Below are 22,565 nucleotides of genomic sequence, written 5' to 3'. Positions count from 1 at the left end.
TTCCAAAATTAAGAAATTAAAACCGGAAAGCCTGCTTCGTGCGTATGGTAGAAAATTATTGCAATATTGTTTTTTCCGCCGGAAATAGCTTTATTTAAGAAAAGAAAAGCCTCCTCACGCAAACAGATCTACTATGGATTTTACCCGCGCTTTCGATATTCTGCCTTACCAGCTTAAAAAGTACCCGCAACCCGATTGTCTGGCTGCCAAAATTAACGGCGAATGGCGTAAATACAGCACCCAGCAAGTGCAGGAAAAAGCCAACCAGGTGAGTTTGGGCTTGCTGAAACTGGGCATAAAAAGCGGCGATAAAGTGGCTATTGTATCGATGAACCGGCCCGAATGGGTTTTTGTAGATTACGGCATTCAGCAGATCGGCGCCATTGGCGTGCCCATGTACCCCACCATTACCGAAGAAGATTACCGTTACATTTTCAACGATGCCGAAGTAAAAGCGGTGTTCGTTTCGGATCGTACGCTTTATAATAAAGTAATAGCCGCGACCGCCGAAATTGAGGGCATAAAAGAAATTTACACCTTCGATGACGTACCCGGTGCCAAATGCTGGACCGACCTTCTGAAACTGGGCCAAGGCGAAGATGCCGCCAAACTGGAACCGCTCAAAGCCGCCATTAAACCCGACGATCTGCTCACCATTATTTATACTTCAGGCACTACCGGCAACCCCAAAGGCGTAATGCTGAGCCACGATAATATTGTGAGCAACGTAAAAGGCGCAGGCCCTTACGTACCGGTAAACGAAAACCACCGCGCGCTTAGTTTCCTGCCGCTTTGCCACATTTACGAACGCATGCTGCTTTATTTATACATGAGTTTCGGGGTTTCTATTTACTTCGCCGAAGGCATGGAAACCATTGCCGACAATCTGAAAGAAGTAAAGCCGCACGTATTTACAACGGTACCGCGTTTGCTCGAAAAAGTCTACGATAAAATTGTAGCCAAAGGCCTGGAGCTGGAAGGCGTAAAACGCAAACTTTTCTTCTGGGCTTTAGAGCTCGGCCTGAAATACGACACCCGCAAAGATCAGGGTTTCTTCTATAACACGCAGCTGGCTTTGGCCAATAAACTGATCTTCAATAAATGGCGCGAAGCTCTGGGCGGAAACGTAATCGCTATTGTTTCGGGCGGTGCGGCTTTGCAACCACGTTTGGCAAGAGTTTTCTGGTCGGCGAACATTCGCGTTATGGAAGGCTACGGTTTAACCGAAACCAGTCCGGTAATTGCAGTAAACCGCCACGAACCCGAAAACAACGTAATTGGCACGGTTGGGCCGCCGATTGATGGGGTAGAAGTGAAGATTGCCGAAGACGGCGAGATTCTGACCCGCGGCCGCGGCGTAATGAAAGGCTATTACAACAAACCCGACCTTACAGCCGAAGTAATAGACAAAGACGGCTGGTTCCATACCGGCGATATCGGGCACATGGAGGAAGGCAAATACCTGAAGATCACCGACCGCAAAAAAGAAATGTTCAAGACCTCGGGCGGAAAATACGTGGCGCCGCAGCAGATCGAGAACAAGCTGAAAGAAAGTCTGGTAATTGAACAAGCCATGGTGGTAGGCGAGGGGCAAAAATTCCCTTCCGCGCTCATTGTGCCATCGTACGCCGGCCTGCAGGACTGGTGCAAAATTCACCAAATACCATACACCACCGATGCCGAAATGATCCGAAAACCGGAAGTGATCGACAAGTTCAAAAAGGAAATTGCCGGGTTCAACGAAGGTTTTGCGCAATACGAACAGATCAAGAAATTCGAACTCATTCTGAACCCCTGGACCATTGAAAGCGGGGAACTTACGCCATCGCTGAAAGTAAAACGAAAAGTGATCAGCAAAAACTACGAAGCCCAGATAAACGGTATGTATTCCTAAGCAAAAACCCGGCTGCACCTCTGTGGCCGGGTTTTTTATTTATGTCTGAATTTGGATTCGTCAGATTTAAAGATTTATCAGATTTAGGAATTAACAGATTCTGATTTTGGATAATCCTGAAATCCCGTAATCTGACGAATCCCAATTCAGACGAAAGGCTTTGCTCGTTCCGGAAATCCTAAAAATCGTGTTAAAATATTTTTTTTAATTTAGTATGCAAGCATAACAAATTTTCGTTATATTTGGTATAACTTATTGATCCTAACCACTACTATGAAACCTGAAGAAACCGTAGATTATAATATAAAAGTCTGTTGGCACGCCATCTCGCGCATGTACAATGTGCAGGCCGCGCAGCACGACATAACCACTTCCATCGGCTTCGTGTTGCTGAACATAGACCCGAACGAAGGCACGCCGGCCACCAAAATTGCGCCTTTATTAGGTTTAGAAGCCCGCAGCCTTACACGCATTCTAAAAAGCATGGAAGAAAAAGGCCTCATCTACAAAATGGCCGATGAAAAAGACAAACGTTCCGTGCGTATCATGCTCACTGAAAAAGGCATGCAAAAGAAAGAAGTTTCCCGGCAAACCGTACGGAAATTCAACCAGAAAGTCCGCGAAACCATCCCCGAAAAAGACCTCGAATGTTTCTTCAAAGTTATAGGCCAAATAAACGGTTTGATCGAAAGCAAAAGCATTTTTTAATGTGGCGGTTTGTTATGTGCTAATGGTTTAATGTGCTAAAGTAAGTGCTAAAGTGCTAATTAAGAAATGTGAAAATGCGGGAATGTAATTGCTGATTCGGATTTATCAATCTGAATCTTGCCTGTTGCGGGTCTATTGACCCGCGTGCAACGAGTTTGTATGAACACGGGATTGATAAATCCCCGGCAGGTGGCTTTCGGATGAAAACATCCGAAAGAGCGCAGGAGCTTGTTGGCTAACAGCAGAAAAGCTTGCAACGAAGGTTGGAAAAAATCCTCCCCTGAATTAGGGGTGGATTTAGTAGGGGTAAAACCGTATGCTTTCAGGCCTCAAAACCCAAGCTCCGACAAAACAGTTAAGAGACATTCACGCATTTTTACTTGCACGCATTCAATAATTAAATTTCTAACATCCAGATACTAATATCTATCTAATGAAAAGAATCATCAACAAAGTAGCGGTTCTTGGCTCCGGCGTTATGGGTTCGCGGATCGCGGCGCATTTTGCCAACATCGGCGTGCAGGTGCTGCTCCTCGATATTGCTCCCAACGAACTCTCACCCGACGAACAGGCCAAAGGACTGACCCTGGAAAACCTGCAGGTGCGCAACCGCATCGTGAACACAGCTTTGCAAACGGCCATCAATTCCAACCCGGCACCGCTTTACAAAAAAGATTTCGCCAAACGCATCACCACCGGCAACTTCACCGATAATATGAAGGATATTGCCAATTGCGATTGGATCATTGAAGTGGTGGTTGAGAACCTGAAAATAAAGCAGCAGGTTTTTGCGCAGGTAGAACAATTCCGGAAACCGGGCACTTTAATTACTTCGAACACCTCCGGTATCCCGATCCATTTCATGCTCGAAGGCCGTTCCGAAGATTTCCAAAAACACTTCTGCGGCACGCACTTTTTCAACCCGCCACGCTACTTAAAGCTCCTGGAAATTATTCCTACGCCGAAAACCGATCCAGAAGTGGTGAAATTCTTAATGCACTACGGCGATCTGTACCTCGGAAAAACCACCGTTCTGGCAAAAGACACCCCTGCTTTCATCGCGAACCGCGTAGGTATTTACGCCATCATGCAAGGCTTGCAGGTAATGAACAAGCTCGGCCTGAACGTAGATGAGATCGATAGAATCACTGGCCCGGCCATTGGTCGCCCAAAATCAGCAACGTTTAGAACGCTCGATGTGGTTGGCTTAGATACGCTGGCAAAAGTAGCGCAGGGCTTGTACCAGACAGGGGAAAAAGACGAAAGCCGCGATTTGTTCCAGCTGCCGGCTTACGTACAGAAAATGGTAGAAAATAACTGGCTCGGCGATAAATCGAAACAGGGCTTCTATAAGAAAACGAAGAACGAAAAAGGCGCTACTGAAATTCTGACCCTGGATCTCAACACGCTGGAATACGGCCCGAAAAACAAGGTGAAATTCCAGAGCATGGAAACCATCAAGCCGATCGAAGACCTGCGTTCGCGCCTTAAAGCGTTTGCTGGTGCTTCCGACAAAGCGGCTGACTTTTTCCGCGAAACTTCCTACGGTTTGTTCCAATACGCCTCCAACCGCATTCCGGAGATCTCCGACGAACTTTATAGAATAGACGATGCCATGAAAGCCGGTTTCGGCTGGGATCTTGGTCCGTTTGAAGTATGGGATGCTTTGGGCGTGAAAGAGACTGTAGCCAACATGGAAAAAGCCGGCTACAAACCAGCGGCCTGGGTTACCGAAATGATGCAAAACGGTACCGAAACCTTCTATAAAAGTGAAAGCGGCAAACGCCTTTTCTACGACCGCGAAAGCAAAACCTACAAGCCAATTCCGGGCACCGAAAACTTCATCATCCTTGACAATTACCGCAGTAACAACGTAGTCTGGAAAAACAAAGGCGCTACCCTTCACGACATCGGCGACGGCATTCTGAACCTGGAATTCCACACCAAGATGAACACCATGGGCTCCGAAGTGGTACAGGGAATTCACAAAGCCATCGACCTCGCCGAGAAAGATTTCCGTGGCCTGGTAATTGGCAACGATGCCCCGAATTTCTCGGCTGGCGCCAACCTTGCTTTGCTGTACATGAACGCGCTGGAACAGGAATACGACGAGATCAACCTCATGATCAAACAGTTCCAGAACACCATGATGCGCGTGCGTTATTCAGCGATTCCGGTGGTAGTGGCGCCGCACGGTTTAACCCTGGGCGGAGGCTGCGAAATCACCCTCCACGCCGACCACGTACAAGCCGCTGCCGAAACCTATATCGGCTTAGTTGAATTCGGGGTAGGCTTAATTCCGGCTGGTGGCGGCACCAAAGAAATGACCCTGCGCACGGCAGCCAGTTTCCAGGAAGGCGATCCGGAGCTGAATCGTTTGCGCAACGCTTTCCTGAACATCGGGATGGCCAAAGTAGCAACGTCCGCGCACGAAGCCCGCGATATGAACTATCTGCGCCCCGGCGATGAAATAACCATCAATCAGAACCGTTTGATCGCCGATGCCAAAGCTGCCGCTATTCGTTTAGCCGAAACCGGTTACACCAAACCAACCCAGCGCACCAACATAAAAGTGGAAGGCAAGAGCGGTTTAGGCATGTTCCTGACCGGCGCCCACGCCATGTACGAAGGCGGCTACATTTCGCAGCACGATAAAAAGATCACCGAAAAACTAGCCTGGATCATGTGCGGCGGCGACCTGTCTGCGCCAACCGAAGTTTCGGAGCAATACCTGCTGGATTTGGAGCGCGAAGCTTTCTTATCGCTGACCGGAGAACGCAAAACGCTGGAGCGTATCCAAAGTATTCTGACGACTGGCAAACCGCTGCGAAATTAATTGATGAAGAAGGCACCGGCCAATTTCGCTCTTTCGGATTTGCAATCCGAAAGTACTAAGCCAGCGGATTTGTAATTCGCAACACTACCACCGGTTTAAACGGTAGCAGTTAAAAGCCAGCAGAAGGCGGATCACAGATCCGCAACTCAAAAATTCCGGATTGCAAATCCGGAAGAGCAAAAAAATAATTTAAAGGATTGAAAACGGTATGGTTTTCAGCTGAAAAAGTTAAAACATTAACCAACTCACTCAAAAATTCCCTCCCCTGATTTAGGGGAGGGTTAGGGTGGGGTAAACATACATAAAATGAACCAAGCATATATCGTAACCGGCTTCCGGACGGCCGTAGGAAAAGCAACCCGTGGCGGCTTCCGGTTCACGCGCCCCGACGACCTGGCTGCCGACGTGATCAAACATCTGCTCGCTTCGGTGCCTTCCTTAGACCCGGCCCGGGTAGACGACCTGATCGTAGGCAATGCCGTTCCGGAAGCGGAGCAGGGCCTGCAAATTGGCCGGATGATCTCCTTGCTGTCGCTGCCCATCAACGTTTCCGGGCAAACTGTGAACCGGTATTGCGGCTCCGGCATCGAAACCATTTCCATGGCGGTAGCTAAAATTACCGCCGGAATGGCTGATTGTATTATTGCCGGGGGCACCGAAAGTATGTCGCTGGTACCAACCGTAGGCTGGAAAACCGTTCCGAATTACAACATTTCGGTGAAGCACCCGGAGTATTATTTAGGCATGGGTTTAACGGCCGAAGCCGTGGCGAAAGATTACAATGTGAGTCGCGAAGACCAGGATCAGTTTGCTTATAATTCGCACCAGAAAGCCATAAACGCCATTCAGAACGGTTATTTCAAAGACCAGATCGTGCCGGTAAACGTGGAAGAAACCTACCTCGATGAAAACGGCAAAAAGAAAACCCGCAGCTTTGTGGTAGACACTGACGAAGGTCCGCGGGCTGATACTTCGGTTGAAAAGCTAAGCAAATTAAAACCGGTTTTTGCCCAGAATGGTAGCGTTACGGCCGGTAATTCTTCCCAGACTTCTGATGGCGCTTCGTTTGTGCTGGTAATGTCAGAACGCATGATCAAGGAGTTGAACCTGGAGCCTATTGCCCGGATGGTAACCTACGCTACGGAAGGCATTGACCCGAGAATTATGGGGATGGGTCCGATCAAAGCCATTCCGAAAGCCCTGAAAATGGCCGGCATGAAACTCGAAGACCTCGACCTGATCGAAATGAACGAAGCCTTCGCTTCGCAATCTATTGCTGTAATGCGGGAGCTGAACATTAATCCGGAGGTACTGAACGTGAACGGCGGCGCCATTGCTTTGGGCCACCCGCTGGGTTGCTCCGGAGCAAAACTCAGCGTGCAGTTATTTCATGAACTTCGGAGAAGAAACAAGAAGTACGGCATGGTTACGGCCTGCGTAGGTGGTGGGCAAGGAGTGGCCGGTATCTACGAACTACTGAAGTAATAGGTGCTAAGCTCTTAATAATCGTGCGCGTCATCTCGACGTCAGGAGAGATCTCATCGGTCTGGTAGCAAAGCCAGAATAAAAGGTACTACCAACCTGTTGAGATCTCCCTGCGGTCGAGATGACGGTAAGGGTCGGAATGACCGCAAAAAATAAAAATCGAAAAATCGAACCTCGAATAACCGAACATACGACCATGGAAACTACCCAAAATCAAAAATCGCTAAAAGGCGGCGAATTCATCATAAAGGAAACCATTGCCGGAAATATCTTTACCCCGGAAGAATTCAACGAAGAGCAGAAAATGATGGCGGAAACCACGCTGCAATTCGTCGATTCGGAAGTTACGCCGGTTTTGGACCGCTTGGATAACCACGAAGAAGGCCTGATGGAAAGCCTGATGAAAAAAGCGGGCGAGCTGGGCTTGTTCGGCATTTCCATTCCGGAAGAGTACGGCGGTTTTGACAAGGATTTTAATACGTCTTTGCTCGTTACCGAAGCGGCCGGCGGCGGACATTCGTTTCCGGTGGCGTTTGCGGCCCATACAGGCATCGGGACCTTGCCAATTCTGTATTTCGGAAACAAGGAACAGAAACTGAAATACCTGCCTAAACTAGCTTCCGGCGAGTGGATGGCTTCTTACTGCTTAACTGAACCGGGTTCCGGCTCCGATGCGCTGGCGGCTAAAACTAAGGCGGTGTTGGAAGGCGACCATTACGTGCTGAACGGCCAGAAAATGTGGATCACGAATGCCGGTTTTGCGGATGTGTTCATCGTTTTTGCGCAGGTTGACGGCGATAAATTTACCGGTTTCATTGTGGAGAAAGGTACGCCGGGTTTGAGTCTTGGTCCGGAAGAGCACAAGATGGGCATTAAAGGTTCTTCTACCCGCCAGGTGTTTTTAACCGATTGCAAAGTGCCGAAAGAAAACGTACTCGGCGAAATTGGCAAAGGCCATTTAATTGCGTTTAACATCCTGAACCTAGGTAGAATTAAGCTGGCAGCAGCAACCTTGGGCGCGGCAAAAAAAGTAGCCAACCTGAGCGTGCAATACGCCAACGAACGCATCCAGTTCAAAATTCCGATCTCCAAATTTGGCGCGATCCGTCATAAACTGGCGGAGCAGGCGATTAAAATTTATGCGCTGGAATCGGCGCTGTACCGCTGCGGTCACGACATTCATTTGAAAGAAGAAGAGCTGAAAGCGGAAGGCAAAGGTTACAACGAAGCACTTTTAGGAGCTGCCAAAGAGTTTGCCGTAGAAGCTGCTATTCTGAAAGTGGAAGGTTCGGAAGTGCTTGATTATGTGGTAGATGAAGGTGTGCAGATCTACGGTGGATATGGTTTCTCGGCCGATTACCCGATGGACCGCGCGTACCGCGATTCGCGCATCAACCGCATTTTTGAAGGTACAAACGAAATTAACCGCATGCTGACCGTGGATATGCTTTTGAAGCGCGCCATGAAAGGTGAACTCGATTTGATGACGCCAGCCAAAGCCGTGCAGGACGAACTGATGAGCATTCCGGATTTCGGTGATGAAGAAGAAACGCTATTCAGTCAGGAGAAAAAAGTCATCAGAAACCTGAAGAAAGCCATTCTGATGACGGCCGGAACCGCGGTGCAGAAATTCATGATGAGCCTGGCCAAAGAACAGGAAGTTCTCATGAACGTTGCCGATATGGCGATTAAAACTTACGTAGCGGAATCTCTATTACTTCGGGTGGAAAAACTCGTGCAAAGCAAAGGCGAAGAAGCGGCGGCATTACAAATTGATATGTTGCGCGTGTATTTGGAAGAAGCGATCAATACCACGTACCTGGCCGGCAAAGAAGCCATTGGTTCTATGGCCGAAGGCGACGAGCAGAAAATGCTGTTCATTGGTCTGAAGCGCTTCACCAAAACTTCGGAATTATTCAATGCGAAGGAAGCCAGAAGAAGAGTTGCTGCCAAACTGATCTCTGAGAATCGGTATGCTTTTTAGGTGAAAAAGTCACGGTAATATTTTCAGAAAGCCGGTTTGCGAAAGCAGCCGGCTTTTTTTATTTATTTAATCAGCACATCGGTAAAAATGCCTTTGGTTACAGTTTGAGGAGTGTAGGAACCTGGCGAAGTAATGTGTATGGCTTTAAAACTGAATTCACCCGAAAGCCTATTGTTAATAGTATCGAATTTGGTGAGGTTAACGGTAAGATTTCCACCGGAAACGTTGGTTGCCCATAAAAGAGAAACCGGCGGAAATCCGCTTAAGCCAATACCTGCATAAGATGGCGAACTGAAAATGCCTGGACCAGTTACTTGCTGTAATGCAATTCCAATATCCTTTGAGCCGTATGGAGAACCTACATTATGACTAAATCCTGAAATCCAAAGAGTACTGCCAATCCATTCAGCATGATTTATGTCGAAAATATACTTTATATCATTTATAGTTGCTGACATGGTGCCTGGCTTTGTTGTATCCTGTCGTGTAAATTTAAGCGTGTCCAGAACGATAGCCTGTCCGTTCTTTATGGTAATAGTTCGTGTATAATACTCTTCATTGAAATAGGATGCCTTCCAGAAAGAAACCAGATAAGGCCCATCTTCCAGATTTTCAGCCAGAAAAGTGTCGCCATTTTGCGGGAGGATTGTAATGATGTCGGCACTTTTAGATAACTGCATTTTTGTTACTGCTCCAGCCGGCGAAACGACCGCTTTTATACTGCCGGTAGGTTTTGGTTTAACAGCATCATTTTCACAACCCCAAAAAAAAGTAATGCAGGAAATGAGAGATGTAAATAAGAAGAACGCTTTTTTCAAATTCATAGGTCGCAAAAATCGGAGATTAAAACGAAGCCTTCAAATTATTTAAGTAGATTTAAGCATGATTTGTTATAGTGCGAAATCTCAAGCCTCAATTTAAAAGTATGACACGACTTTTACTGCCCTTTTTGATAGCGTTTTTCAGCTTTAATTTTTCCGGAAGTGTGAAAGCACAGCCTACGCTTACGGCTGTAAATACAAATGTTCAGATCGGGGAATACTTTCCAGTATATGAATTCAGTGTGAACAATGCTGTTTTTAACAATGCTCTGGCAACCGGAAATAATTTTACATGGAATTATAGCGGTTTATCAGGCAGAAGTGGTTCTGGAATTGGCGTTCAATATCAGCCAAACCTGATAATTGGGAACAATCCTTTTCCTGCCGCAAATGCAGTTCTGAATTCTTTTCTGAAATATGACTTTATTCAAACGAGTAATGATTCTGTAAGCCTTTTGGGACATTTCAATAATTTTACGGAAGAAGTTTTGAGGTTTAGTAACCCAGTTAAATTACTTACCTATCCGTTTACTTACAATAGTTTCTTTATGGATAGCTTCGCAGGTACCGGAACCAGCATGGGGCCAATAGTTAATTTCGGAGGATATATTACGGTAACCGGAGATGGCGATGGTACGCTTATGCTGCCAATTGGAACCGCTAGTAATGTGCTAAGGGTAAAATCAATAAAAGTTACTATCACTAATTCAAGTATAGACTCCACCACAATTTTAGATTGGTATTTGCCCGGAGTACATTTGCCTGTTTTAAGAGTAATGAAGGATAGCTATTTCAGTGCAAATTATTCTGCCACAACTTACGAAGGATACTATTTAAATCATAACACCCTTGGTTTAAAAGAAGAGCTCGCTACACAATTAAATCTGCAAACCTTCCCCAATCCCGCCACTTCCGAAGTTACAGTTCAAAGCTATTTAAAAATGCCTTCCGAGGTAAAACTGCTGGTAACGGATGCCTTGGGAAAAGAAGTTTTGCACCTGAAAGAGAACGTCAGCGCTTCGGGTAATTATTCCCGGAAATTTGATGTAAGTAATTTGCCGAAAGGTGTTTATCTTGTACGCTTAAAAACTGCAGATCAGGTAGCGGTTAAAAAGCTGCTGGTGCAGTAAATTTATTCTCATCACTCTTAAAAAAAACAGAGCTCTAATTATGAAAAGACTTTTACTCCCGGTTTGCATAGCGTTTTTTAGCGCCGCCGGTAACCAGGTAGCCGCCCAGCCTACGCTTACGGCCGCCAGCAACAACCTCCAGATCGGCGACCAATTCCAGGCGCACCAGACTACGATTGGGATTCCGGAATTTACGACCGGCGCTTTGGCTGGCGCTAACCCAAACTGGAATTTCAGTGCACTTTCCTCGGCAGGTGCGCAGCAAGCCGAAGTAATTACCCGTGCGGCAGCGCCCAAACCAACCGATTACCCAGCGGCAAATATGGTAGTAAAGGTCGGCAATGAATACGCGTATCTCGAAAACACGGGCACGATGCTGAAAGAGTATGCCCTTTATGAATCGGTGCAGGGTTATGCGCTGGAAAACACCGATCCGGCTGAAAAACTGAAATTCCCGTTCACCTTCAACGATACTTTTACCGATGCTTATGTCGGAACCGCCACGCTGGCCGGCAATGTTATTCCGCGCATCGGCAACGTAACGGTAACTGCCGAAGGCTACGGTACGCTGGTTTTACCAACCGGAACTGTCCAGAATGTGCTGAAACTGAAAACTGAAGAAGTTTCCAATCCGGGCACTATGTATTCCGAAAATACGGTTACGTACGACTGGTTTCAGCCGGGTGTGCATTTCCCGCTGTTGCGCATGACCCGCCGCGTTACTTTAATGGGCACAATCTATACCGGCGTTTACCTCGATGTGAAAAAGCTGGGAACCAAAGAAGATCTGGCTGCGCAAATGAAACTGCAACTATTCCCGAACCCGGCTTCCGGCGTTGCCAATATTCAGTTCGAACTTAAAAAAACGGCGGCAGCAACGCTCAGAATAACCAATCTTTTAGGGCAGGAAGTAGCCGTTTTAGCGCTCGATAAAGCCGAAGCCGGTTTGCAAAACCACACTATTGATGTTTCGGGATATGCCAAAGGAATTTACCTGGTGCAAATAGAAACCGAAGGCAAAGCAGCTGTAAAAAGACTTGTAGTGCAGTAAGGCAATGCTCAAAACGCTATGGTTTTCAGCCTGAAAACTATAAAGCAGAAACATAAAAAAGTCCCGGCCTCTATGGAAAGAAGCCGGGACTTTTTTATGCGAAAACGCTACCGTTTTACTATTGAAAACTCACGTTAGAGAAAGTACCGTTGGTTACCGTTTTGGTGCCCGAAGCATTCGGATCGGCGGGAATCGCTAAAAAGCTGAACGTGCCTGAAACCTGTTTTTCATTCGGGTCGAGGCGGGAAATGTTTACGAGGCATTGGCCTGTACTGGTGCTCCAGTTCTGCATGTTGCCCGAAATTGAAACCGATGTAAAAGTGGCGCTGGCATCAACAGGGCCGGTATAAATTCCGGTACCGTTAAAATTCGGCAGCACAAGCGTTATAACTTCGCTGTTGCCATTCAGGTTTATTTGCGTACCCGTTACGATCAGGCTGTTATTGTTTATAGTGCCCAACGGCAGCGGCGAAACCCAGCTGTTGCCGTTCAGCGTAGCCGAAAAGGTACCGGTATCAATTACTTTTTCGATGGAAATCGTGCCAAGATTGGTTTCATTATTGGCCGTAATTTCAGCCAGGCGCTTGGCCGGCTCTCTATAGTTTGGGGTGGTCTGAAATGAAACTGTGTACTGGCCCGGTGGCAGGTTGCCGATCAGGAAAGAATTGTCAGCTTCGGGCAGGGCTGTGTAAATGGTGCCGCCCGCCGTAACGCTCATGGCGCTTACCGAACCCGCCGGAGTAACTGCGCAGCGAATACTGCCTACTGTTGGCTTAGGGTCTTTGTCTTTATCTTTGCAACTAACCAGCAATAAGCCGAAAACCGCGAATACGAGCAGGTAAATGTTTTTCATACGAAATTGAATTATTCCGCAAAGATACAAAACGATTTCAGCTGAAAAGCAAGTGCTTACTTAAAAATTATTCTGTTAAGCTGCAGCGATGCTGATTTTTTATTCGGCCGGCTCACAACTACCAACTTCCGGTCGTTTAGCCAGGCAGTAAAGTCTTTGATGTAAGCTATATTTTTGTCGTTGGCAACGTTCAGGCCGAGTGGTTTGGGGTTTTCGCCGGCGCCGTTGTGCGCGTTTATGCGGCGGTTATATAGGTCGGTTTTGCCGTTTATTGTTTCTAGGGTAAGAATGTGCAGCGCGCCGCTTACGTAATTGGCCAGGTAAGAAATTCCGCTGAAGGCTTCTTCGGGCGGAGCAACCTGGTTTTTCATGAGAATAGAGCGCCAGGCCAGGTTCAGGTATTCGTCGTAAGTAAACAAATGCAGTTCTTTGGCTACGTAATTCGAGTTTTCGCCGCCTTCGGTATAGCGTTTTTCGGCGATCAGCACCACGTCTTTTTCCGGCGTAATTACCATTTCCGAAAGCTCAATATCTTCCAGGCGTTTCACCGGTTTATCGGTGGGGTAAGATTTATTCAGGCTGTCAATATATTCCGGGGTAAATTTAAATTCGGGCGCAAAAGCCATTTCCGACGCTACAAAATCGAATTTTACCAGTTTCAGGCTGTGGTAATCGGAGGTGTTGCGGTCTAAAGTAAGGGCGGCGGCGTAAAGCAAACCGTTCTGCTGCAATTGGTACTGCGTCTGGAAAACGTAAACCTGCTTCCCCGAAAACATACCGCCTAATTGCACCGACATCACTTTGGCTTCATCGGAAGTGTTAGTGTATTTGCGCACGCTGAGTTTGGTGGCATTATCGCTGAGCAAGCACAAATACTGGTCGCCGCGGTTGTCTATTTTCAGGTTCGCCGAAACGTTGGTGGCAATGTCGCGGAGGTTGTAGTTCTGGTCTTTCAGTTTCTGAAAACGGCTGTCGAAAATGCCGGCCTGAATGGCTTTGATCTTCGCTTCCTGCATTAAATACTGGAAAGCCGCAATTTTGCTACCATCATCGGAAAGGCTTACGGCAATTTTCCGGCTTTTAGCGGGCGCTTCAAAAAGCTTTTTGGTTTCCAGTTTGCTGCCGTTCTTCAGATCGAATAAATGCCCGGTTAAGGTTTGCGAGCCCACTTCGGAGTTGGTGCGGTGCGTGAGTACATATACGCCGGCTTCACTTTTAGCAAATGTCTCCACGGTTTCGCCGCTGGTTAATGGCAGCACCGCGCTCCAGGTTTTTTCGAGGCGTTCGTTGTAGCGTTCAACGGCAAATTCGGTATCGGTTTTCTTGCTCAGGATCACGAAATCGGTTTCGCTTACGGCCAGGGTTTTATGTTTCAGGCGCTGGTTGTACCGGTCATCAGATTCGTCGGGGCGGTAAGCAAATGGTACCGATCTGGTTTTAGACTGGGCCAGCGTTTCAGAAGAGAAAACCGAGAGAAACGGTAGGGCAAAAAGCAAGAAAAACAGGTACTTGTTCACAGGGCAAATTTTAGGTTGAGGCGGTGGTAACCTTACCGGCAGGCAAATATAAAAGTTTCAATCTTGAAAACCGTTTCCGGTATAGAGCGTGTCATATATATAAAATCATGCCGGTTTTAGGGCAGTTCCTACCGGTTTTAGTGCAAAACTAAATTCTGACCAATGGTTGCTGGTTTTTAGTGAGCAAGCCGGAATAGGCGGTGAAACCCGTATAATGTATTGTTAATAAATAGATTAAAGAAACTTAATATAAAAAAGGGTTATATATTTGCTCGCCGGCGTAACTTTGAGGCGGTTTATCAGTATAGTTCTCTGTTGCCTTTTCCTGAAAAGATATATTTACTATGAAATTTGTACTGAAAGTTTTAGTGTTAGTGTGTTTGATTGTAATGAGTAAGCTTGCTAAAAATGAAACGATAACTCTGCAAACCCCTGTTGCCAAGATGCAGGAAACCCAGGAAACTAACACTGTTTTTACCAACAACATTGAGCGTTCTCCAATTGCTGAAAAAGAGCATTCGCCGGTTTCGGTGAAATTCGAGAAAGGCTCCCTGCAACTCAACTAATACTTTTTCCTTCCGAAACCCTACCATTTTACTAATTTATCCGGTGCTGCTTTATTGTATTCTCTCGCGGAATGCTGAAGCATTGCCGGATTTTTTGCGTTCCGGGTTTGCCGCCCAAAACCCTACCGTTTTTCTAACTGATCCGGCTCCAGTTTACCGCATGCTTGCTTAGCGAACGGATGTGCTGCCGGATATTTTCGTTTTCCGGTTTTTCCAGTTTCGGGTCTTCTTCCAGCATTTGCATGGCCGCATAACGTGCTTCTTGCAGAATTTTAGCGTCTTTACTCAGGTCGGAAATAAGTAAGTCTAAAACCCCGCTTTGCTGCGTTCCCATCAGGTCACCTGGCCCGCGCAGCTTCAGATCGATATCGGCAATTTCGAAACCGTTGTTGGTACGTACCATGGTTTCGATGCGCACTTTGGTGTCTTTGCCGAGTTTGTAATCCGTCATCAGAATGCAGTAGCTCTGTTCCGCACCCCGACCCACGCGCCCGCGTAACTGATGCAGCTGGCTTAAACCAAACCGTTCGGCACTCTCAATTACCATTACGCTGGCATTCGGCACGTTCACGCCCACTTCAATTACGGTAGTTGCCACCATAATTTGCGTTTCATTCCGTACGAAGCGCTGCATTTCAAAATCCTTGTCAGCAGGTTTCATTTTACCGTGCACAATGCTTACCTCGTATTCCGGAAAAGCGCGCGTAATGCTTTCGTAGCCGTCGGTCAGGTCTTTGTAATCCATGGTTTCGGAACCTTCTATAAGCGGATACACAATGTAAACCTGGCGGCCCAGCTTTATCTGTTCGCGCATAAACCCGAAAACCCGCAAGCGTTTGCTATCGAAACGGTGCACGGTTACAATTTCCTTCCGGCCGGCCGGCATTTCATCGATCACTGAAACATCCAGATCGCCATAAAGCGTCATCGCTAACGTGCGCGGAATAGGGGTAGCCGTCATCACCAAAACGTGCGGAATTACCCTCGGATTTTTCTGCCACAATTTGCTGCGCTGCGCCACGCCAAAACGGTGCTGTTCATCCACAATACAAAGCCCCAGATTCTGAAACTGCACTACATCTTCGAGCAACGCATGCGTACCGACTATCATTTTCATTTCGCCATTCCGCAACTGCTCGTGAATAATTCTGCGTTCAGATTGTTTCGTAGAGCCCGTCAGTTTCCCAAGGTTAATTCCCAGCTTATCGGCAAATTCTTTCAGGCCGGTGTAATGCTGTTCGGCCAGAATTTCGGTAGGCGCCATTAAGCAGGCCTGCGCGCCATTATCTACCGCCATCAGCATAGAAATGAACGCCACGATCGTTTTGCCGGAACCCACGTCGCCCTGCAACAGTCGGTTCATTTGCTTGCCCGAGGTAACGTCTTTGTAAATTTCCTTGATCACCCGTTTCTGCGCACCGGTCAGGTCAAAAACCATGTGGTTTTTGTAGAATTCGGTGAGGGTAGCGGTATTTTTGAAAACCTGTCCGTACAGATCGGCTTTGCGAACCACTTTCTGGCGCATGAGCTTCAGCTGCACGTAAAACAGTTCTTCAAACTTCAGTCTGAACCGCGCTGCCTGCAGTTTTTCGGCATTTTCCGGGAAATGGATATTTATCAGCGCTTCCTGCTTCGAAATGAGCTTGTACTGGTCTATCAGGTATTTCGGAAGCGTTTCCTGGATGTGTGGCTTGGCCATGTTCACCAGCACCTGTGTGATGCGGCTCAACGCTTTGCTATCCAGGCGCTGCACTTTCATTTTCTCGGAAGTGTGGTAAACGGGCTGCAGAAAACCGGTTTCCTGTTTCAGCTCCGCCGTATCTTCCATTTCCGGATGCGCCATATTCAGGCTGCTGTTGAACAAGGTCGGTTTGCCAAAAGCGAGGTATTCCGTGAAATTCTTCAGCGTTTTATCGAGCCACTTCACGCCCTTGAACCAAACCAGTTCTATCTCGCCAGTATCATCCACCAAAACCGCTGAAAGTCGTTGCTTGCGGCCTTCGCCAATGAGTTGCTTGCGCTTTAAAATGCCTTTTATCTGCACCAGCGGTAGGTCTTCGTGCAGTTCGCCAATTTTGTAAACCTGCGTGCGGTCCAAATACCGGAAAGGGTAGTGCTGAATGAGGTCGCCAGCCGTAAAGATGCCCAATTCCAGCTGCAGCAAACCCGCGCGCTGTGGACCAACGCCTTTCAGAAACTCGATCTTGGTATGGAAAAAATTAGACGACAAAGTTGAAAAACGGTAGGGTTTTAGGCGGAAAAAGTGTTTTTCAACACCGCGGATTACATTGTAAAATTACGAAATTTTAGGTCAGATCGGAAATGACATAGAGGCCTTTCGCTAGCGTGTGATAAAAAAGGGCAATGTAGAGACGCAATACTTTGCGTCTCAGACAAGGCCGGAATTTTACGTTTCTGACGGGCAGAACTTCAGGTCAATTTGCAAAAGAGACGCAAAGTATTGCGTCTCTACCATTACCGCTTCGTTTTCCCCAGCGTTTTTCCGGTTTTCACATCCGTCCATTCCAGCGTATTCAGCAAATGAACCACGTCTTTTTTAACGTATTCAATAACCGGCGCTAAAGAATCGTTGGCAGTGGCGGTGCGGAAGTAAAGCGCGCCACGCAGGAAATGGTTGGTAGAATCGGAAACGTAGAACTGGAACTGGCTCGGAACTTCGCCGCTCAGCTCGAATACAAAAGCGGTGTTGCCGTTAGGCGTCCGGATCTGCGCTTCGTCTATAGAATAAGCTTTTATCTGGTGCTTCGACGTTAACTTACGCGCATCTTCTACCAGGCTGTTAAACGTTTTCGGGTTGTTGTTCAGGGCTTTGTAGGTAAGCTGCACGTTGGCTTTGTGGGCCGGGTAATAAATGTTTATCCAGTGCGGTTCGCTCAGGCGGCTCGAGTCGCGCAGAATTTTAGCGTAAGCCGAATACTCGAATTTGTAAGGGTGTTTTTCCTGTAGCGGCCGGTATTTGGCCGGCATCAGATCAATACGGTTATAGCCTTTCGGTTTGGGCGTGTATTCGGGCTCGCAGGCAAATAAAAACGGTACCAGAAACAGGCAGAAAAGTCGGTTCAGGCGAAGATCAGATAATTTTATTTTCGGGCTTAACATGCACTTTTACGGTTATAACTTTTTTGCTGTCGGCAGCTTCAATTCTGAAATGGTACGGCTCCAGCGTGGTTTCGGCGCCGGTACGCGGTATCCGGGAAAATAATTCGAGCATCAGGCCGGCCAGCGTTTCATTTTCGCCTTTTACTTCTTCCAGTTTTTCGTATTGCGTTCCGGTAATTTTGCAGAAGTTGTGCAGCGAGGTTTTCGCATCAAAGATATAGGTATTTTCGTCGAGTTGCGAAAAAACCAGCTCATCTTCATCGTCGAACTCGTCTTTAATATCGCCCACAATTTCCTCAATAATATCTTCCAACGTTACCAGGCCCGACGTGCCGCCGTACTCATCTACCACAATGGCCATGTGCACGTGCATTTCCTGAAAATCTTTCAGCAGATCGCCAACTTTCTTGCTTTCCGGTACAAAAAACGGCGACCGCAGCAAGCTTTGCCATTTAAAATCTTTGCCGCCATCAAAATGCGGCAGCAGATCTTTCATGTATAAAATGCCTTCAATCGTATCAATATCATCTAGGTAAACCGGTACCCGCGAATAATTATTTTCTTCGATCAGCGGAATAAGTTCGGGCAAAGTTAGGTTGTAATCGAAGGCCACAATATCGGTGCGGGAACGCATGATCTGCTTCGCCGAAAATGAACCGAAAGCCACAATGCCGCGCAGAATTTCTTTTTCTTCGGTAGTGGTTTCTTCACTGATCGTCGCATCCAGCGCTTCCTGCAGATCTTCAATAGGGCTTTGGCTCAGTTTTAAGTTGAATTTGCGGCTTACTATTGTTTCGGTAGCTAAAAATAAACCGGTAAAAGGGCTGAGTATTTTCTGAAAAAAGTGCAGAAAAGGAGCAAGGCTGCGCGCCAGACCTTCCGGGTGATGGGTGTAATAAACTTTTGGTAGAATTTCGGCCAGGAAAACCAGCGCCAGAAAAAGCAGAAAAGCTATAAAAATATTAAAGCTGTCGTTTTCGGGGGAAGTATTAAAAGCCTGCCAGCTGAACCAGAAAACCAGGCACAGCATGAGCGCATAAGCAAAACTCTTGGCAAAGAAAATGGTAGATAAGGTTTGCCGCGGATTTTCAAGCAGTTTCCAGACGCGGTTGTCTGCTTTGGTGTTGCTGTGCCGGTAATGTTCCAGGGCTTCGTCGGGCAACGAAAAATAAGCCTTTTCGGCCCCGGAAAGCAGGGCCGAAAAGAACAATAAAAACGGTATTAAAAGATAGGAAAAAACCTGAATGGTATCGGCCTGCAAAAGCAGCGCGCTGAGGTTATTCCAACTATAGGGGTCTGGTTCCAAAATAAAAACGTTAGGTGAAACTTATATTAAAACGGAAGATCGTCTGGTTCTTCCTCGTAAGCCGGCGGTGTATGGCCCACCGGAGCAGCGGCATTTTGCGCGGCTGTGCTTTGTGTACCGGCGTTAGACGTATTTCCGCCCTGGCCGCCATCCGGACGCGCACCCAGCATGGTCATTTCGTCGGCAACAATTTCGGTGGTATAGCGGGTCTGGCCTTCTTTATCCTGGTAGCTTCGGTTCCGGATCTTGCCTTCAATGTACACCATCTGGCCTTTTTTCAGGAATTTTTCGGCTACATCGGCCAGGCCGCGCCACATTACTATATTATGCCACTCGGTTTTTTCTACGCGCTGGCCATTTTTGTCTTTATAACTTTCAGAAGTGGCCAGTGAAAAAGTGGCTACCGCTACATTATTTTCCAGATGACGCACTTCCGGGTCTTTGCCCAGGTTGCCAACCAGTATTACTTTGTTAATTCCTGCCATGTTTTTTTAATTTGAAATTAAAAATTACGAAAAAGAAATTGAAATATAAGCATTAAAATCTGAACATGAAACTTAGTTTTTAAGCCCGAAACCATACCGTTTTCAGCGCTTATTTCAACTCTTCAAATTTTCTCAATCATTAACTTGTTTGGGGATTCTTAAATTTTCAAATCTCCAAACTTACTTAAAGATCGCGTCTTTTAAATAATTATTTATAAGTACCGGTTTTGGTAATTGCTCCATTTCAGTTGTGGTGTACAACGATAATCCGGTGTTATTTGTTACATCTTGGCTTAACGGAGACTCGAGCAGAATATGGTAAAAAGTGGCAAAAACTTTCTGGTGGCTCAATACATGTTTATAAGCCGGCGATGGCATTTTGATGTTCGGCATGGGCACATCCTGGTGCAAAATTCCCAGCTCAGCGATCATCTCATCTAAACTCAGCGCTTTCGTATCCGATTCCAGCAAATGAAAATCGTAAAGCCCCTGCCAGATATCGCCAGGCAAACGTTTTTTCATGTAAAAATCTTCGCCGAACTGAAATACGAAATAATGGAAATGGCGCACGCGCGGTGCTTTAGCTTTACTTTTATGGGGCAATGCCGCCACTAACCCGTGCTTAAAAGCGTAGCAGTGATCCTGAAACGGACAAAACAGGCAATCGGGCATTACCGGCGTGCACTGTATAGCCCCGAATTCCATAATGGCCTGATTGTAAGTATCAGGTTCGTTGGCAGGCACCAGTTTATTAGCCAGTTCCTGAAACGTGCGTTTGCCCAGCGGGCTCAGAATATCGTCGGAAATACCGAAAATGCGCGCCAAAACCCGGAAAACGTTGCCATCTAAAACCGCCACCTGTTCTTTAAAAGCAAAGCTGGCAATGGCGGCTGCCGTGTAGGTTCCCACGCCTTTCAGTTTCAGTAAATCGGTATAGTTTTCGGGGAAAAAACCGCCTAGTTCTTCGGAAACGAATTTAGCCGTCTGGTGCAGGTTTCTGGCCCGCGAGTAATAACCCAAACCCTGCCAGTGGCGCAATACTTCGTCTTCGGGTGCATTAGCCAGGTCATGAACGGTAGGGTAGGCGTCTAAAAAAGTATGGTAGTAAGGGAGGCCCTGATTAACACGGGTTTGTTGCAGTATAATTTCGGAAAGCCAGATAGCATAAGGGTTGGTGGTTTCGCGCCAGGGCAGCGGGCGGAAATGCTTTTTGTACCAGTTTAATAAGGTTTCGGCAAAAAAAGCGGGTTCGGGGAGCAGCATTTATGAGTTATTAATGCGCAAAAATACAGATAAGCTCTTTATAATGAAGTAAAAAGGTGACAGGAAATTTTAACAGCAATAGTTTTTATATTCAAAATAAGGCTTACCTTTGTGCCCCGATTTGCATCAACTGCATGAAGAAAAGCGAGTTTGGGCATTTCGAAAAGAAAAAAATTAACTTAAACGAATAAATAAAGTGACAAAAGCAGAAGTAATATCAGAAATTGCTGACAAGACCGGAATTGAGAAATCTGATGTGCAGGCGACCGTAGAAGCGTTTTTCAAAGTAGTGAAAGACTCTATGGCAGACGGGAATAATATTTATGTGAGAGGCTTTGGTAGCTTTGTAAACAAAAAAAGAGCTCGTAAAGTAGCGCGTAACATCTCTAAAAACACCTCTATTATCATCGACGAGCATTTTATTCCAAGCTTCAAGCCGTCTAAAACTTTCGTTCAGAAGATAAAAAACAGCAAAAAGATCAAGGAAGAAGTAGCTGCCTAAGGTTTTTTGCGTATTTTTGCGCTTTCTATTGATTTTTAACCGATTAAACTCCGGAGAAAAGTAACCGAAATGTCAAGATCCCAGATTGTTGTAATTGTTGTTGCATTAGTGCTGGTTATTGGTATGTTCTTTTTGCCGAAAGTGGTTATTAATAAAGATGATAAGAAAGCTGATCTGACGGGCGCAACCGCTAACCGCGATAAAGCAGCAACTGAAGAAGATCATTCCGGCCACGATCATGCGCCGGGCGAGCACCCTTCCGATGAACCTGCAGCGCATACGGCTGCTTCGAAAGAACAACTGCAGGAAATTGCAACGCTGCGCAACCGGTTCGAGATCGAGCAGGATGCCAACGTTAAAGTTTCGCTTGCGGCTGAACTTGGTCAGAAATATCAGCAGATCAGTAAGTTCGATAGCGCTGGTTATTACTACGAAACTGTAGCCAGCATAAAACCTACCGAACAGAATTTTGAAAAAGCCGGCGACCAGTATTTCGAAGCTTTCAGCTTTGCGGCAACCGAAGAAAGGACGAAGTTTTTAAGCGAAAAAGTACAGGCAATGTACGATAAAGTGCTGAAAGCGAACCCGGATAACCTCGATGCTAAAACGAACCTGGCGATGACCTATATTGCGGGCCCTGCTCCAATGAAAGGTATTGCGTTGCTGCGCGAAGTGCTGGAAAAAGATCCGAACAACGAAAAGGCGATCTATAATATGGGTTACTTATCGTTGCAGAGCCGCCAGTTCGATAAAGCGGCAGATCGTTTCCGGAAACTGGTGGAGCTGGATCCGAAAAACGTGAACGGTAATTTCTACCTGGGTGTTTCTTTAGCAGAAACCGGCAAGAAAGCCGAAGCCATTGAAGTATTCAAGAAGGTGAAAACCCTGAAAAACGATCCGGAGCTTCATGCTTCGGTAGATGAATACTTAAAGAAGCTTCAGTAAAAATTTTGAGTAAACTTATTTTTAATAATTAAATAATCTAATACTATGCCTTGCGGAAAGAAAAGAAAAAGACATAAGATCTCAACTCACAAGAGAAAG

Annotated in this window: 18 protein-coding genes; 10 read left to right on the top strand and 8 right to left on the bottom strand. The window is 46.6% G+C overall.

The features are described from left to right. Positions 1 to 133 precede the first annotated feature (133 nt). The 5 genes from ACFPIB_RS08205 to ACFPIB_RS08185 all read left to right on the top strand — a co-directional run bounded on the left by ACFPIB_RS08205 (position 134) and on the right by ACFPIB_RS08185 (position 8,907). On the top strand, positions 134 to 1,894 hold the full coding sequence (locus ACFPIB_RS08205; RefSeq protein WP_378016952.1) for an AMP-dependent synthetase/ligase: 1,761 nt from the start codon (positions 134 to 136) through the stop codon (positions 1,892 to 1,894). Between the two features lie 273 nt (positions 1,895 to 2,167). Next, positions 2,168 to 2,602, top strand: a complete 435-nt coding sequence (locus tag ACFPIB_RS08200) for a MarR family winged helix-turn-helix transcriptional regulator (RefSeq protein WP_378016951.1) — start codon at positions 2,168 to 2,170, stop codon at positions 2,600 to 2,602. Positions 2,603 to 3,035: 433 nt separating this feature from the next. Beyond that, positions 3,036 to 5,438 carry a 3-hydroxyacyl-CoA dehydrogenase/enoyl-CoA hydratase family protein gene (locus ACFPIB_RS08195; RefSeq protein WP_378016950.1) on the top strand — a complete coding sequence of 801 codons (2,403 nt, stop codon included), beginning with the start codon at positions 3,036 to 3,038 and terminating at the stop codon, positions 5,436 to 5,438. Between the two features lie 306 nt (positions 5,439 to 5,744). Next, positions 5,745 to 6,923 (top strand): thiolase family protein, encoded by a 1,179-nt coding sequence (locus tag ACFPIB_RS08190; protein WP_378016949.1) that lies wholly within the window; start codon positions 5,745 to 5,747, stop codon positions 6,921 to 6,923. 196 nt (positions 6,924 to 7,119) lie between these two features. Next, complete coding sequence (locus ACFPIB_RS08185; protein ID WP_378016948.1) at positions 7,120 to 8,907, top strand: acyl-CoA dehydrogenase family protein; 1,788 nt, start codon at positions 7,120 to 7,122, stop codon at positions 8,905 to 8,907. A 62-nt stretch (positions 8,908 to 8,969) separates the two neighbouring features. On the opposite strand, the gene ACFPIB_RS08180 is transcribed toward ACFPIB_RS08185, so the two are convergent. Next, positions 8,970 to 9,731 (bottom strand): hypothetical protein, encoded by a 762-nt coding sequence (locus tag ACFPIB_RS08180; protein ID WP_378016947.1) that lies wholly within the window; start codon positions 9,729 to 9,731, stop codon positions 8,970 to 8,972. A gap of 101 nt (positions 9,732 to 9,832) precedes the next feature. Between ACFPIB_RS08180 and ACFPIB_RS08175 the strand changes: the two genes are divergently transcribed. Both ACFPIB_RS08175 and ACFPIB_RS08170 read left to right on the top strand, forming a co-directional pair. Beyond that, positions 9,833 to 10,858 carry a T9SS type A sorting domain-containing protein gene (locus ACFPIB_RS08175; RefSeq protein ID WP_378016946.1) on the top strand — a complete coding sequence of 342 codons (1,026 nt, stop codon included), beginning with the start codon at positions 9,833 to 9,835 and terminating at the stop codon, positions 10,856 to 10,858. 40 nt (positions 10,859 to 10,898) lie between these two features. Continuing rightward, positions 10,899 to 11,909, top strand: coding sequence for a T9SS type A sorting domain-containing protein (locus tag ACFPIB_RS08170; protein ID WP_378016945.1), 1,011 nt, complete (start codon positions 10,899 to 10,901; stop codon positions 11,907 to 11,909). Positions 11,910 to 12,027: 118 nt separating this feature from the next. Here ACFPIB_RS08170 and ACFPIB_RS08165 read toward each other — a convergent pair whose 3' ends face one another. Then, a complete protein-coding gene (locus ACFPIB_RS08165; RefSeq protein ID WP_378016944.1) occupies positions 12,028 to 12,762 on the bottom strand; it encodes a DUF6252 domain-containing protein in 735 nt (244 codons plus the stop codon). 56 nt (positions 12,763 to 12,818) lie between these two features. Beyond that, complete coding sequence (locus ACFPIB_RS08160; RefSeq protein ID WP_378016943.1) at positions 12,819 to 14,279, bottom strand: hypothetical protein; 1,461 nt, start codon at positions 14,277 to 14,279, stop codon at positions 12,819 to 12,821. Between the two features lie 344 nt (positions 14,280 to 14,623). Here ACFPIB_RS08160 and ACFPIB_RS08155 point away from each other — a divergent pair, with 344 nt between their 5' ends. Next, positions 14,624 to 14,845, top strand: a complete 222-nt coding sequence (locus ACFPIB_RS08155; protein ID WP_378016942.1) for a hypothetical protein — start codon at positions 14,624 to 14,626, stop codon at positions 14,843 to 14,845. Positions 14,846 to 14,978: 133 nt separating this feature from the next. Here the strand turns inward: ACFPIB_RS08155 and recG are convergent, their stop codons facing one another. The 5 genes from recG to mutY form a co-directional block, all read right to left on the bottom strand. Next, entirely contained in the window at positions 14,979 to 17,075 is a 2,097-nt protein-coding gene (gene recG / locus ACFPIB_RS08150) for an ATP-dependent DNA helicase RecG (RefSeq protein WP_378016941.1), read from the bottom strand. A 245-nt stretch (positions 17,076 to 17,320) separates the two neighbouring features. Then, the gene (gene gldD / locus ACFPIB_RS08145; protein ID WP_378016940.1) at positions 17,321 to 17,965 is read right to left on the bottom strand and encodes a gliding motility lipoprotein GldD; all 645 of its coding nucleotides are present in this window, start codon (positions 17,963 to 17,965) and stop codon (positions 17,321 to 17,323) included. Further along, positions 17,937 to 19,271, bottom strand: a complete 1,335-nt coding sequence (gldE, locus tag ACFPIB_RS08140) for a gliding motility-associated protein GldE (RefSeq protein WP_378016939.1) — start codon at positions 19,269 to 19,271, stop codon at positions 17,937 to 17,939. The genes gldD and gldE overlap by 29 nt, the downstream gene beginning before the upstream one ends. 26 nt (positions 19,272 to 19,297) lie before the next feature. Continuing rightward, complete coding sequence (locus ACFPIB_RS08135; RefSeq protein WP_378016938.1) at positions 19,298 to 19,756, bottom strand: single-stranded DNA-binding protein; 459 nt, start codon at positions 19,754 to 19,756, stop codon at positions 19,298 to 19,300. Positions 19,757 to 19,936: 180 nt separating this feature from the next. Then, positions 19,937 to 21,019, bottom strand: a complete 1,083-nt coding sequence (gene mutY, locus ACFPIB_RS08130; protein WP_378016937.1) for an A/G-specific adenine glycosylase — start codon at positions 21,017 to 21,019, stop codon at positions 19,937 to 19,939. 196 nt (positions 21,020 to 21,215) lie between these two features. Here mutY and ACFPIB_RS08125 point away from each other — a divergent pair, with 196 nt between their 5' ends. Together ACFPIB_RS08125 and ACFPIB_RS08120 are read left to right on the top strand one after the other, a co-directional pair. Beyond that, positions 21,216 to 21,521, top strand: a complete 306-nt coding sequence (locus tag ACFPIB_RS08125) for an HU family DNA-binding protein (protein ID WP_378016936.1) — start codon at positions 21,216 to 21,218, stop codon at positions 21,519 to 21,521. Between the two features lie 69 nt (positions 21,522 to 21,590). Then, on the top strand, positions 21,591 to 22,466 hold the full coding sequence (locus ACFPIB_RS08120) for a tetratricopeptide repeat protein (protein WP_378016935.1): 876 nt from the start codon (positions 21,591 to 21,593) through the stop codon (positions 22,464 to 22,466). Positions 22,467 to 22,565 lie beyond the last annotated feature (99 nt).

The organism is Adhaeribacter terreus (genome assembly GCF_042657365.1).
GTDB classification, from domain to species: domain Bacteria; phylum Bacteroidota; class Bacteroidia; order Cytophagales; family Hymenobacteraceae; genus Adhaeribacter_A; species Adhaeribacter_A terreus.
This window is presented reverse-complemented; position numbering and strand designations above follow the sequence as displayed.

Coding starts and splice junctions, on each gene's coding strand:
- ACFPIB_RS08205 (WP_378016952.1), top strand. CDS start 134: ATGGATTTTACCCGCGCTTTCGATATTCTGCCTTACCAGCTTAAAAAG.
- ACFPIB_RS08200 (WP_378016951.1), top strand. CDS start 2,168: ATGAAACCTGAAGAAACCGTAGATTATAATATAAAAGTCTGTTGGCAC.
- ACFPIB_RS08195 (WP_378016950.1), top strand. CDS start 3,036: ATGAAAAGAATCATCAACAAAGTAGCGGTTCTTGGCTCCGGCGTTATG.
- ACFPIB_RS08190 (WP_378016949.1), top strand. CDS start 5,745: ATGAACCAAGCATATATCGTAACCGGCTTCCGGACGGCCGTAGGAAAA.
- ACFPIB_RS08185 (WP_378016948.1), top strand. CDS start 7,120: ATGGAAACTACCCAAAATCAAAAATCGCTAAAAGGCGGCGAATTCATC.
- ACFPIB_RS08180 (WP_378016947.1), bottom strand. CDS start 9,731: ATGAATTTGAAAAAAGCGTTCTTCTTATTTACATCTCTCATTTCCTGC.
- ACFPIB_RS08175 (WP_378016946.1), top strand. CDS start 9,833: ATGACACGACTTTTACTGCCCTTTTTGATAGCGTTTTTCAGCTTTAAT.
- ACFPIB_RS08170 (WP_378016945.1), top strand. CDS start 10,899: ATGAAAAGACTTTTACTCCCGGTTTGCATAGCGTTTTTTAGCGCCGCC.
- ACFPIB_RS08165 (WP_378016944.1), bottom strand. CDS start 12,762: ATGAAAAACATTTACCTGCTCGTATTCGCGGTTTTCGGCTTATTGCTG.
- ACFPIB_RS08155 (WP_378016942.1), top strand. CDS start 14,624: ATGAAATTTGTACTGAAAGTTTTAGTGTTAGTGTGTTTGATTGTAATG.
- gldD (WP_378016940.1), bottom strand. CDS start 17,965: ATGTTAAGCCCGAAAATAAAATTATCTGATCTTCGCCTGAACCGACTT.
- ACFPIB_RS08135 (WP_378016938.1), bottom strand. CDS start 19,756: ATGGCAGGAATTAACAAAGTAATACTGGTTGGCAACCTGGGCAAAGAC.
- mutY (WP_378016937.1), bottom strand. CDS start 21,019: ATGCTGCTCCCCGAACCCGCTTTTTTTGCCGAAACCTTATTAAACTGG.
- ACFPIB_RS08120 (WP_378016935.1), top strand. CDS start 21,591: ATGTCAAGATCCCAGATTGTTGTAATTGTTGTTGCATTAGTGCTGGTT.